The following is a 12,792-nucleotide window of genomic DNA, read 5'->3' as shown; positions in this document are numbered from 1 at the left end:
CCACATTTCGATTTAGCAAGTGAAATGTGCCAGCCCTCTCAGCCCGCAAAAAAAGAGCAAAGCGGCTAACGCGCTTTACTCTTCTCCGTTCGGACTGAATGCATCGAGTACACTTTTCCCCGCAGACTTCATCTTGTACCATGTCCAGTCGAATAATTGATTGATTTCTTCAATCTGACCGGTGACTTGTCCAGCAGAGGCCATATACTTTTCGCCGTTTACGACGGTTACATCCCCGTCTATTTTGCCTTTAATAATCAGCTTGCCGTTTTTAACAGTGACATCACCTTTGACCGTCTCACCTTCTGGCACGGTCACAGTATGGTTATGAACCACAAGATTCGGCTGCTTGGACACGCTGAAATTGTGGTCATTATGCCAGCTGTTAAAAAAACCCCCGCCCATCAAAATGATGAATACCGCAGCAGCTGCGATAACGGGATGGGTTCTGAACCATCTTTTTACAGAAGCTCTTTTCTTCTCCTTAGGCAATTTTGCCATGACATTAGCGGTAAAATCCGCGGGGGCTTCGACATGCGATGTGCTCCGTACGAGCGCTATGGATTTCTCCATCTCGTAAAAATGCTTTCTGCATTTCTCGCATGTCTCCAGATGTTCATTTAATACGTGTTCATCTTTTGGAAGGATATCTCCATCAAGATGCATATGCATAAGCTGCACAATTTGTTCAGGACAGCTCATTTCATCACCCCACTTAAAGATCCCTTAATTGTTTTCTAAGAGCCTCTCTGCCTCTGTGAATCCGCGTTTTCACAGTCCCCACAGGGATGTTTAGAATCTCCCCGATTTCAATTAATGAGAGTTCGTCAATATACTTTAATACGATGACTGTTCTGTATTTGTCAGGAAGCTTTAAAATTTTCTGCTGTATCGTGTTTGAGAGCTCCAGCGATACAACTGCATCTTCAGGCAAAACACCATCTGCGGCGATTTGAGAATACATGGTCAAGCCTTCCGTACCAGCCACCTCTGCATCGAGGTAATAATCCGGCTTCTTTTTGCGAATGCGGTCAATGGTCAAATTGGTCGCGATTCGATAAAGCCAAGTTGAAAATTTCCGGTTAATATCAAAACTGTCGATATTAACGTACGCTCTGATGAAAGCTTCCTGTGCAATATCCTCCGCCTCATGCACATTGCCAAGCATACGGTAGCAAAGCTGATAAATTTTATCTTTGTAAATATCTACGATGTCCGCAAATGCATCCTGGTCGCCTTTTTTGACTTGTTTAATTCTTTTTTTAATCATCATTTCCATATTTATCTAACCTCTGCCTTCACCGGTCTGTATGTATACGAGCTTCGATTCAAAAGGTTTCAATTTTTTTATAAAATAAGTTTAACAAATTTTTGGCAGGGTGTAGATGGTAATTCGTGAATAAACTACCTTAACATATTTTTAAAATTATTATACAGACTGAACAGTTAGAAGTTGGAATGATTTTTCCGAAAAGAAAAAAGACACCTTTTGATCAAAGGTGTCTGTGACTGGGCTAGCTGGATTCGAACCAACGCATGACGGAGTCAAAGTCCGTTGCCTTACCGCTTGGCTATAGCCCAATAATGGTGGAGGGGGGCAGATTCGAACTGCCGAACCCTGAGGGAGCGGATTTACAGTCCGCCGCGTTTAGCCACTTCGCTACCCCTCCACATAAAATTTTGAAAAAACAGTGCCGGCAAGAGGACTTGAACCCCCAACCTACTGATTACAAGTCAGTTGCTCTACCAATTGAGCTACACCGGCAAGATGGTGGAGGATGACGGGCTCGAACCGCCGACCCTCTGCTTGTAAGGCAGATGCTCTCCCAGCTGAGCTAATCCTCCAAATGGTGACCCGTACGGGATTCGAACCCGTGTTACCGCCGTGAAAGGGCGGTGTCTTAACCGCTTGACCAACGGGCCGTTGTGTTCTCGTCGAGCTGACAAAAGTTATTATATACAGGTCACCCCCTGTTTGTAAAGAGAAAAATTAAATTTTTTATTTTCAAACTTTTTAACTCCTTTTTTAACTGAAAAAGCCTCCCAACTAAAGCCATTTATTTTATGATAGAGACAAGCAAAGCAAGAGAGGAGAAACCAATATGATACTAGTCAGTTCTTGCCTTGGAGGCATTGAATGCAGATATAACGGCTCTCACGCAGCGTCGGAGAAAATCAGAAAACTAGTCGATGAAAAGAAAGCAGTCATGGCTTGCCCTGAACTTCTCGGCGGCTTTTCTACCCCACGCGAACCCGCAGAAATCATAGGAGGCACCGGCGAGGATGTCCTCAATGGAACAGCGAAAATCGTGACAGCTTCAGGAGAAGACGTCACAGAACTATATATGGAAGGCGCCGCGAAAACATTGGCTTACGCAAAAGAAATCAACGCTTCTGCCGTCATATTAAAAGAAAACAGTCCATCTTGCGGAAGCGGTTTTATCTATAACGGCACATTCTCTGGCAAAAAAATCACCGGCAGCGGAGTAACCGCCGCACTGTTAAAACAAGCGGGCTACCGCGTCATTTCGGAAAACGAGCTTGACGACATATTGTAAGGAGGCCACCCCATGACTCAAGACATTTCTTTATCCTTCTATAAGCCTGAACACTTGCCCGAGCTTCAATCATTCACGCTCACCAACGATGACAAACGCTTTACCTCCCTCCCGAAAGAGATGCTGTCTCAGGCTCTGGGCATACAGGACCGATATCCGGTTGTCATCTTAAAAGACGACCTTCCAGTCGGTTTTTTCATTTTACATGCATCAAAAGAAACGCTTGCTTCTTATTCTAACAATCCATTTGCTTTACTGCTCAGCTCCCTGTCTTTAAACGCTGTGCACCACGGAAAAGGCTATGCGAAAAAAGCCATGCTTTTGCTTCCCGCTTTTGTGAGCGGATATTTTCCATGGTGCGACGAAATCATCTTGGCCGTCAATCATCTGAACATACGCGCAAAACACCTTTATATGAAAAGCGGGTTCCTTGATAAAGGACGGCGAAGAATCGGCCCGCTTGGAGAACAGTTGATCCTTCATCATTTCTTATAGTCTTGAGTGAAATAAAATTTCAAAAATTTAAAAACATAGTTGAAATATCATAACAGAAATGAATATACTGAATATTGAGATATATCATTTTAAAACAGGGGGCATCCTCATGTCAGAACCATTAAACCTTCACCGTCTTACAACGGAATCACGCAATAGCCAAACAGTTGAAATCCACAAAGCAAACACTCTTGGCATCCTCAAAATGATCAACAACGAAGATATGAAAGTTGCTGCAGCCGTTCAGGAGGTTCTCCCCGACATCAAAACAACTGTAGACTGCGCATATGAATCGTTCCAAAATGGAGGCCGGCTCATATATACAGGCGCCGGCACAAGCGGCAGACTCGGCGTCATGGATGCTGTTGAATGTCCTCCCACCTACAGCGTAAGCCCAGATCAGGTCATCGGAATCATGGCTGGAGGCCCCAAAGCCTTTTTACAGGCAGCAGAGGGCATTGAAGACAGTGAAGAAGCAGGAGCTGAAGATTTAAGAAACATACAGCTCACTTCAAATGACACCGTCATTGCCATCGCAGCAAGCGGCCGCACACCGTACGCCGCAGGCGCCCTAAGATACGCCCGCAAAGTCGGAGCACACACCATCGCCCTTACTTGCAATGAAAATTCCGCCATCAGCAAGGATGCGGATCACAGCATTGAGGTTGTCGTCGGACCTGAGGCCATTACAGGATCAACACGTATGAAAGCCGCAACCGCACATAAAATGATTCTAAACATGATATCTACCGCTGTAATGGTCAAAATCGGCAAGGTTTACGAAAACTTGATGGTAGACGTCAACGTTAGCAACAAAAAACTAAAAGAACGCGCCATCAGCATTATCCAAAGCCTTACAAACGCTTCATACGACACAGCCAGATACACTCTGGAACAAGCCGATCATCACGTCAAAACAGCAATCGTCATGCTCAAAACAAGCACAGATCAGAAACAAGCAAAGACATTACTCGATGAAGCAAACGGTTTCATTGACAAAGCAATCGAACATTACCATCCATGATAAGGAGAGAACTAGAATGGCCACAGGCGGTTTAGCGATCATCCAATCAATGAAGCATAAGCTCCCTCCATCCGAGCGCAAACTTGCAGATTATATCCTAGCCCATCCCCACAAAGCAATCGAAAGCACGGTCAACGAAATCAGCGCCTTAGCCAATTCAAGTGACGCTGCCGTCATCAGGCTCTGCAAATCACTCGGTTTAAAAGGATTTCAAGATTTAAAAATGAGAGTAGCGGGCGATCTGGCAAAGCCTACGTTTCAGGGCTACCGGGATATTGTTCCCCACGAGCCGCTGCCCTCCATTTCCGAAAAAACGGCCGGCAATGCCATTCAAGCCATTCAGGATACTTCAGACCTGATGGACTACAAAGAGCTTGAACGAGCAGTTTCTCTGCTTCTCAAAGCTCATACCGTGCATTTTATCGGCCTCGGGGCTTCCGGCATTGTCGCCAAGGACGCCCAGCAAAAGTGGCTTCGCATTCATAAACAAGCAACCGCGTTTACAGACACTCATCTTGTGGCATCTTTAATCGCAAATGCAGATAAAGACGACATCGTATTCGCCATTTCGTTTTCAGGAGAGACACAGGAAATCATTGAACTGTTTGCCATGGCCAAGGAAAAAGGCATCACAACGATCAGCCTCACACAATTCAGTCAGACATCCGTCTCCGCACTGGCTGATGTCCCTTTGTATACAGCCCATTCCAATGAAGCCTTGATTCGAAGTGCAGCCACTTCCTCCCGCCTCGCCCAGCTTTTTATAATTGATGTTTTGTTTTTAGGCATGGCGGCTGAGCAGTATGAAACGACAACCGGTTATATAGATAAAACGAGAGCAGCCATACAATCTATGAGAATAAAATAAGGCATCTTGAAGGGGAGGGGTTTTAATGAGCAAAGAAAATAACTACCATCATCTCGCACAGAAAATCCTTGAGCTATGCGGAGGAAAATCCAATATTTCTTCATATACGCATTGCATGACACGCCTGCGCATTACGCCTTACGATGAAAGCAAAGCAGATGCTCAGGGTTTAAGAAAGCTTGACGGCGTATTGGGGGTCGTTGAAGCTGAAACCTTACAAATTATCCTCGGCACAGGAGTCGTCAATCATGTTACAGCTGCTTTCTCAAAGCTCGTGTCAGCAGAAGAAGGTGCCGATGTCAAAGAAGCTGCGGCCAAAAAGAAAGCCGATATCAATCGAAAAAACGCCACTCCTTTTAAACTTTTCTTACGTAAAATTGCCAGCATTTTTATCCCTCTTATTCCCGCTCTAGTCGCTTCCGGTTTAATTACTGGGATTACCAAAGCAATTATTCAAGCAGGCTGGCTCTCTGCAGACTCACAAATTGCGATTATCCTGACAGTCATCGGATCAGGGCTGTTCACTTATCTCGGCATTCTCGTCGGTATTAACGCTTCGAAAGAATTTGGCGGGACACCCGCACTTGGGGCTTTGGCCGGGATCTTGATTATCAATCCGGAGATCGCAAAAATCAGTTTATTTGGAGAAGAGCTTCTCCCGGGCAGGGGAGGTCTGATCGGCGTCCTTTTCGCAGCCATATTCATTGCTTACACCGAACAATTTATTCGCCGTTTTATTCCTCAATCACTCGATATCATTGTCACACCCACCGTTTCACTGTTAATCACCGGAATCGTAACGTATGTCGTATTTATGCCTTTAGGCGGATTCATTTCTGATGCTATTACATCCGGCCTTCTGTCCATCCTGGACATCGGCGGCATCGCTGCAGGCTTTATTCTGGGCGCAACCTTCCTTCCTCTCGTCGTAACCGGACTGCATCAAGGCTTGACGCCTGTGCACATGGAACTGATCAATTCAATTGGCAATGATCCTCTGCTCCCTATTTTGGCTATGGGAGGTGCAGGACAGGTAGGCGCGGCCTTTGCCGTTTTCATGAAGACGAAAAAAACAACACTGAGGAAAGCAATCGCCGGCGGGCTTCCATCGGGACTGCTCGGCATTGGTGAACCGCTTATTTTCGGAGTCACGCTGCCGCTTGGCCGTCCGTTTTTAACAGCATGTTTAGGAGCTGGAATCGGTGGTGCCTTTCAAGCGTATTTTCAAGTAGCCACCATTGCGATTGGTGTCTCCGGACTGCCGCTTTCCTTTCTAGTCCTGCCTTCGCAAATCATCCTGTATATCGTTGGGCTCTTTATTTCCTACGCGGCCGGCTTTTTATTGACCTATGCATTCGGATATAAAGATGAAATGGCTTCTCAGTTCGATTAAATTGTTTCTGTTTTAGGGATAGTAAACGGGATAGAAGCACAGAAAGGGGCTAGCCTGTGAAAACAAAGACACTGTTCATATTCAGTGCCATTTTAACCCTATCGATATTTGCGCCAAATGAAACCTTCGCACAAACAGCAGGCAACTTGATTGAGCCGAAAATCATAAATGCAGAAACTGCACAATTCTCGACGAAGAAGCTAAGGAAGGTAGATCAGATGATAGAACGGGATATTGCAGCAGGATTTCCAGGCGCCGTTCTTGTGGTGGTGAAGGATGGACGCATCATAAAAAAAGCAGCATACGGCTACAGTAAAAAGTACGAAGGATCAGAACTGCTGCGCCGTCCGGCCAAAATGAAAACCCGCACGATGTTTGACTTAGCCTCAAATACAAAAATGTACGCAACAAATTTTGCATTGCAGCGCTTAGTCAGCCAAGGAAAACTTGACGTCTATGAAAAAGTTTCTGCATATTTGCCGGGTTTCAAGGATCAGCCGGGTGACCTCATAAAAGGAAAAGACAAGATACGTGTCATCGATGTCCTCCAGCACCAATCAGGGCTCCCATCAAGCTTTTACTTTTACACGCCGGAAAAAGCCGGCAAGTACTATTCCCAAGAACGGGACAAAACGATTGAATATTTGACGAAAATTCCGCTCGATTATCAAACCGGGACAAAGCACGTATACAGTGACATTGGATATATGCTACTCGGATGTATTGTCGAAAAACTCACCGGTCAACCGCTTGATGTCTACACGGAGCAAGAGCTCTACAAACCGCTCAGGCTGAAGCATACCTTGTACAATCCGCTGGAAAAGGGCTTTAAACCGAAACATTTCGCAGCTACTGAACGCATGGGCAATACACGTGACGGCGTTATTCAATTCCCTAACATCCGCACAAACACGCTGCAAGGAGAGGTGCATGACGAAAAAGCGTTTTACTCAATGGGTGGCGTGTCTGGGCATGCCGGATTGTTCTCAAATGCAGATGATATGGCCATACTGCTGCAAGTCATGTTAAACAAAGGTTCATACCGAAACATTTCTTTATTTGATCAGAAAACAGCCGACCTGTTTACAGCACCTTCAGCAACAGACCCGACATTCGCTCTTGGCTGGAGGCGGAACGGAAGTAAAAGCATGGAATGGATGTTTGGCCCTCATGCCAGTGAAAATGCTTACGGGCATACCGGCTGGACAGGGACAGTTACAATTATTGATCCAGCATACAATTTAGGCATCGCATTGTTAACAAATAAAAAGCATACACCAGTTATTGATCCGGAAGAAAATCCAAACGTCTTTGAGGGTGATCAATTTGCAACAGGCAGTTATGGAAGTGTCATAACCGCGATTTATGAAGCGATGGAGTGAATGATTAGACGATAGGAGGAAGTTTCTATGAGACCTGTCTTTCCGCTTATCCTTTCAGCCGTTCTCTTTCTTTCATGCTTTTTCGGGGCCAGACAGACAGAAGCCTCTGCATCCAAACGTTCAATCGATGCCAATCAGATTGTCAATCGTATGTCGTTAGATGAAAAACTCGGCCAGATGCTGATGCCTGATTTTAGAAATTGGCAAAAGGAAGGCGAGTCCTCTCCGCAAGCCCTTACAGAAATGAATGATGAAGTCGCCAGCCTCGTCAAGAAATATCAATTCGGAGGCATCATCCTTTTTGCAGAAAATGTAAAAACAACAAAACAAACTGTCCAACTGACAGACGATTACCAAAAGGCAAGTCCAAAAATCCCGCTCATGCTGAGTATTGATCAGGAAGGCGGCATTGTAACGCGGTTAGGGGAGGGCACTAATTTCCCAGGGAATATGGCACTGGGCGCAGCCAGAAGCAGAATCAATGCGTATCAGACCGGCAGCATCATCGGGAAAGAGCTCTCTGCCTTAGGCATCAATACAGATTTCAGCCCTGTCGTGGACATTAACAATAATCCTGATAATCCTGTAATCGGCGTACGGTCATTCAGCTCCAATCGAGAACTGACATCACGCCTCGGTCTATATACGATGAAAGGGTTGCAGCGGCAGGATATCGCGTCTGCCCTCAAACATTTCCCGGGACATGGAGACACGGACGTTGACAGCCATTATGGACTGCCGCTCGTTTCCCATGGCCAAGAACGGCTTCGTGAGGTCGAGCTTTATCCTTTTCAAAAAGCAATTGATGCTGGTGCTGATATGGTGATGACAGCCCATGTTCAATTCCCTGCCTTCGACGACACCACATACAAAAGCAAACTCGATGGATCGGACATTCTGGTTCCTGCTACACTTTCGCAAAAAGTGATGACAGGTCTTCTTCGTCAGGAAATGGGCTTTAATGGGGTCATCGTTACCGATGCGCTCAATATGAAGGCAATTGCAGATCATTTCGGACAGGAGGAGGCTGTGGTCATGGCCGTAAAAGCTGGTGTCGATATTGCATTAATGCCAGCCTCAGTCACTTCAATGAAAGAAGAACAGAAATTCGCACGTGTCATTCAAGCTTTGAAAGAAGCCGTGAAAAACGGGGATATTCCTGAACAACAAATCAACAAATCAGTTGAAAGAATCATTTCCCTGAAAATAAAACGCGGCATGTATCCAGCACGAAACAGCGACAGTACAAAAGAAAAAATAGCCAAAGCCAAAAAAATCGTAGGAAGCCAGCAGCACCTGAAAGCAGAGAAAAAAATAGCTGAAAAAGCAGTAACTGTATTAAAAAATGAACAGCACACTTTGCCGTTCAAGCCTAAAAAAGGCAGCCGAATCTTAATTGTGGCACCTTACGAAGAACAAACTGCTTCAATCGAACAAACCATTCACGATCTCATCAAGCGAAAGAAAATCAAACCCGTATCCCTCAGCAAAATGAACTTTGCCAACCAAGTATTTAAGGCCGAGCATGCAAAACAAGTAAAAAAGGCTGATTATATCATAACCGGCTCCTATGTCGTCAAAAATGACCCTGTCGTCAACGACGGTGTCATCGACGACACAATATCAGATTCAAGCAAATGGGCCACCGTGTTTCCGAGAGCTGTCATGAAAGCCGCACTGCAGCACAACAAACCATTTGTCTTAATGAGCCTGCGCAACCCATATGATGCCGCCAATTTCGAAGAAGCAAAGGCACTGATTGCAGTCTATGGCTTTAAAGGATACGCAAATGGCCGTTATCTTCAACCTAATATTCCGGCCGGAGTGATGGCGATTTTCGGCCAGGCAAAACCTAAAGGCACACTTCCAGTTAACATCCCATCAGTCACGAAACCAGGGAACACCCTTTACCCATTTGGCTACGGATTAAATATCAAAACGGGAAGACCGCTTTAATAAGGAGGGACACATGAGAAAAACAATATTCGCTTTTCTGACAGGGCTCATGATGTTCGGAACGATAACCGCTGCCTCTGCTTCACCCGATTCAAAGAATCAAACGGCTAAAAAACCTAAAGTCCAGACTGGGATAGACACGCTCTTGCCAGACTATAAAAAACAGCTCAAGGGAAAACGTATCGGACTGATCACCAATCCAACCGGAGTAAACGCATCTCTGAAAAGCAGTGTCGATATCCTTTACGAGAACCCGGATATCAAACTGACAGCTTTATTCGGCCCTGAACACGGCGTCCGAGGTGACGCCCAGGCTGGAGACGAAGTAGGCTCTTACATTGACGAAAAAACCGGGGTTCCCGTATACAGCCTCTACGGAAAAACGAAAAAACCGACTCCAGAAATGCTGAAAAATGTCGATATTCTAATGTTTGACATTCAGGATGTCGGGACCCGTTTCTACACGTACATTTATACAATGGCATACGCAATGGAAGCCGCTAAAGAAAACGGCATTCCATTTATGGTGCTAGACCGTCCGAATCCCCAAGGCGGGAATCATATTGAAGGGCCAATCTTAGAACCTGAATACGCCTCATTTGTCGGATTGTATCCCATTCCATTGAAGCATGGGATGACGATAGGCGAATTGGCTTTACTGTTCAACAAAGAATTTGATATTGATGCCGATCTTACAGTGGTAAAAATGAAACACTGGAAACGAAAAATGGATTTTGACGATACCCGATTGCCTTTCGTCCTCCCTTCGCCTAACATGCCGACGGTGGAAAGCACATTTGTTTATCCTGCAACCGGGCTGATTGAAGGAACAAATATATCCGAAGGGCGAGGGACAACAAAGCCATTCGAATTGATCGGAGCTCCCTTTATCAAAAGCACAGAACTTGAAGAAACATTAAACAGCCTCCATTTGCCGGGCGTAACATTTAGGGCAGCATCCTTCACACCGACGTTTTCTAAACATCAAGGAACGCTTTGCCACGGTGTGCAGCTCTATGTGACAGACAGAGATAAGTTTGAAGCCGTTAAAACGGGTCTTTCAGTCATTAAAACCATACACGATCTCTATCCTGAGGATTTTGAGTTCCTGTCAACAGGTTCATTCGATAAACTGGCAGGCAACGGCTGGATCAGGACAAAAATTGAAAATGGAACTTCGGTTGAGGGCATCATAAACAGCTATGAAAAAACACTCCAACAATTCAGCAAAACAAGAAAAAAATATCTCATTTATTAGAACGTAAGCATCGTATGTTACACGTGTAACATATTCTTACTGAACGAAAGACCCTTACTTTTACACATAAGTAAGGGTTTTTTTCATGCTAAAAACCCACCCGCTTTATATAGGAAAACTTTCATTTATTTGGTACAATTTTTATTGAAAATGATTATCAATTGAAAGCTTCTGAAAAGGTGGTCTACTCGTGCAAAATGCAGTGATTTATCAACCGATACAAATTGAATATCTAAAAAAGACAAGTGATCTCTTCTCAGAACAGCAATTAGCCGATTCATTCGTGCTGATTTTTCATTTAAAAGGAAACGGCTATATTTCGATCGGAACAAACACCAATCCTCTGCAAAAAAAGACACTTTATGTTTGTCCGCCTAACGAGACCTTTGGCTTTATGCCAGCAGCCGATGGACATATAGATGCCTGTCTGATCAGGCTTCAAAGCTATATCAAGGAAGCCGGCCAAGATATTTACACACCGTGCACAGAATCGGAATTAGCCAAACTGAAGCTTATGAATGTTTCACATATCGAAAATCTTGCAGTCCGGCTTCAAGAGCTTGCCGCACTATGGAATGAATCGTCTCAGCTTTCTCAGCTAAAATGTGTGATTGAAGTACAAAGCCTGATTTATGATCTTTTTACTGCCAGTTTATCTGATCAAACGGATACACATTCAGCAATCGAAAAAACAAAACACTATATCGAAACACATGCCGATACAAAAATCACGCTTGCCCAGCTGTCGCAAATGGCAGGAATCAGTGCCAAACACTACAGTGAAAGCTTTAAAAAATGGACAGGACAGAGCGTAACAGAATTTATTACGAAAACACGAATCACAAAGGCAAAACGGCTCATGGCAAAATCAAACTGCAAATTGAAAGAAATCGCACACCAAACCGGTTATCAAGATGAATTTTATTTCAGCAGAATCTTTAAAAAATATACAGGCTGTTCACCTACAAGCTATATGAAAAAACGCCGAAAGAAAATCGCCGCATACGGAAGGGGCACAATGGGCCATCTCATCCCTCTTCACCACATACCTTTTGCGGCCGCTCTGCATCCGAAATGGACGTCTTACTACTATCAGCATTATTCGACAGATATACCCGTCCAGCTCAGTGCATACCGGTTTAATGAAAAGTGGGAAGAAAACCTGTACACGTTATCGCAGGCAGAACCAGATGTGATTGTCAGCATGGATTCTATTTCTCCAGAAGAACAAGATCGCCTGAATCGCATCGCAGAAGTCATGTACCTTCCTTCAGAAGAAAGCTGGAGAACCCACTTTCTGCAAACTGCCTCATTTTTAAAGGAGGAGTCCGAAGCAGAAAAGTGGCTAGCGGATTATGACCAGCAGACAACAGCCGCCAAAAAAACACTTCAGCACGTTCAAGGGCTGCGTTTTCTCTTTTTGAGGCTGCATAAGCAAAACTTCTATCTGGCACATAACCGAAGTGTCCGCGAAGTTTTCTTTGGGGATTTAGGATTCAGCTCGGCAACAACGGCTGACACACCTTCAGAACAAGCGATTTCGTTAGAAAATATCGCAAATTACCAAGCTGACTGTATGATGCTTTTTCTTTTTAAAGAGCCGGAGACCATAGCTTACTACCAGCAATTACAGCAGACAGAAGCATGGCAAAACCTAAGCGCGGTACGAGATAACCGTGTTTATCTTCTATCCCTTGACCCGTGGAATGAATACTCAGCTTGCGGGCACGAACGCATCGTTCAGCAAACTGTTTCTTTACTATCCGGAGATTGTCCATGATAAATCAGGAATTTGTCCATGGTGTTATATCTGTTCATTCTCTATAATTCCAATTGATAATAGTTATCAATTGAACAG

General features: G+C 44.7%; 11 protein-coding genes and 5 tRNA genes. 9 read left to right on the top strand and 7 right to left on the bottom strand.

The features are described from left to right. Window positions 1-75: 75 nt before the first annotated feature. The 7 genes from rsiW to MKY10_RS01090 all read right to left on the bottom strand — a co-directional run bounded on the left by rsiW (window position 76) and on the right by MKY10_RS01090 (window position 1,923). A complete protein-coding gene (gene rsiW, locus MKY10_RS01120) occupies window positions 76-702 on the bottom strand; it encodes an anti-sigma-W factor RsiW (RefSeq protein ID WP_015252964.1) in 627 nt (208 codons plus the stop codon). A 13-nt stretch (window positions 703-715) separates the two neighbouring features. Then, window positions 716-1,279: an RNA polymerase sigma factor SigW gene (gene sigW / locus MKY10_RS01115; protein ID WP_003223646.1), complete on the bottom strand. Its 564-nt coding sequence runs from the start codon at window positions 1,277-1,279 to the stop codon at window positions 716-718. Between the two features lie 230 nt (window positions 1,280-1,509). Next, window positions 1,510-1,581 (bottom strand) — tRNA-Gln (locus tag MKY10_RS01110). Between the two features lie 4 nt (window positions 1,582-1,585). Then, a tRNA-Tyr gene (locus MKY10_RS01105) sits at window positions 1,586-1,670 on the bottom strand. A gap of 22 nt (window positions 1,671-1,692) precedes the next feature. Next, window positions 1,693-1,765 (bottom strand) — tRNA-Thr (locus MKY10_RS01100). 4 nt (window positions 1,766-1,769) lie between these two features. Continuing rightward, window positions 1,770-1,845, bottom strand: a tRNA-Val gene (locus tag MKY10_RS01095). A 3-nt stretch (window positions 1,846-1,848) separates the two neighbouring features. Then, window positions 1,849-1,923: transfer RNA gene (locus MKY10_RS01090), tRNA-Glu, on the bottom strand. Between the two features lie 179 nt (window positions 1,924-2,102). Here MKY10_RS01090 and MKY10_RS01085 point away from each other — a divergent pair. The 9 genes from MKY10_RS01085 to btr all read left to right on the top strand — a co-directional run bounded on the left by MKY10_RS01085 (window position 2,103) and on the right by btr (window position 12,714). Continuing rightward, entirely contained in the window at window positions 2,103-2,558 is a 456-nt protein-coding gene (locus MKY10_RS01085) for a DUF523 domain-containing protein (RefSeq protein WP_021481932.1), read from the top strand. A 12-nt stretch (window positions 2,559-2,570) separates the two neighbouring features. Next, complete coding sequence (locus tag MKY10_RS01080; RefSeq protein WP_048654971.1) at window positions 2,571-3,053, top strand: GNAT family protein; 483 nt, start codon at window positions 2,571-2,573, stop codon at window positions 3,051-3,053. A gap of 109 nt (window positions 3,054-3,162) precedes the next feature. After that, complete coding sequence (gene murQ, locus MKY10_RS01075; RefSeq protein WP_015252967.1) at window positions 3,163-4,077, top strand: N-acetylmuramic acid 6-phosphate etherase; 915 nt, start codon at window positions 3,163-3,165, stop codon at window positions 4,075-4,077. Between the two features lie 16 nt (window positions 4,078-4,093). Continuing rightward, window positions 4,094-4,945 carry a MurR/RpiR family transcriptional regulator gene (locus MKY10_RS01070; RefSeq protein WP_015252968.1) on the top strand — a complete coding sequence of 284 codons (852 nt, stop codon included), beginning with the start codon at window positions 4,094-4,096 and terminating at the stop codon, window positions 4,943-4,945. 25 nt (window positions 4,946-4,970) lie between these two features. Continuing rightward, on the top strand, window positions 4,971-6,338 hold the full coding sequence (locus MKY10_RS01065; protein ID WP_015252969.1) for a PTS transporter subunit EIIC: 1,368 nt from the start codon (window positions 4,971-4,973) through the stop codon (window positions 6,336-6,338). Between the two features lie 56 nt (window positions 6,339-6,394). Next, window positions 6,395-7,720, top strand: a complete 1,326-nt coding sequence (gene amiE, locus MKY10_RS01060; protein ID WP_048654969.1) for an N-acetylmuramoyl-L-alanine amidase — start codon at window positions 6,395-6,397, stop codon at window positions 7,718-7,720. A gap of 27 nt (window positions 7,721-7,747) precedes the next feature. Next, window positions 7,748-9,676: a beta-N-acetylhexosaminidase gene (nagZ, locus tag MKY10_RS01055; protein ID WP_015252971.1), complete on the top strand. Its 1,929-nt coding sequence runs from the start codon at window positions 7,748-7,750 to the stop codon at window positions 9,674-9,676. 13 nt (window positions 9,677-9,689) lie between these two features. Further along, entirely contained in the window at window positions 9,690-10,934 is a 1,245-nt protein-coding gene (locus MKY10_RS01050) for an exo-beta-N-acetylmuramidase NamZ domain-containing protein (RefSeq protein WP_015252972.1), read from the top strand. A gap of 190 nt (window positions 10,935-11,124) precedes the next feature. Next, the gene (gene btr / locus MKY10_RS01045; protein ID WP_029726922.1) at window positions 11,125-12,714 is read left to right on the top strand and encodes a bacillibactin transport transcriptional regulator Btr; all 1,590 of its coding nucleotides are present in this window, start codon (window positions 11,125-11,127) and stop codon (window positions 12,712-12,714) included. Window positions 12,715-12,792: the final 78 nt, after the last annotated feature.

This window comes from Bacillus sp. FSL P4-0290 (genome assembly GCF_037975435.1).
Classification (GTDB): domain Bacteria; phylum Bacillota; class Bacilli; order Bacillales; family Bacillaceae; genus Bacillus; species Bacillus subtilis.
Note: the sequence above shows the minus strand (reverse complement) of the source record. Positions and strands in the feature narration are given on the sequence as shown.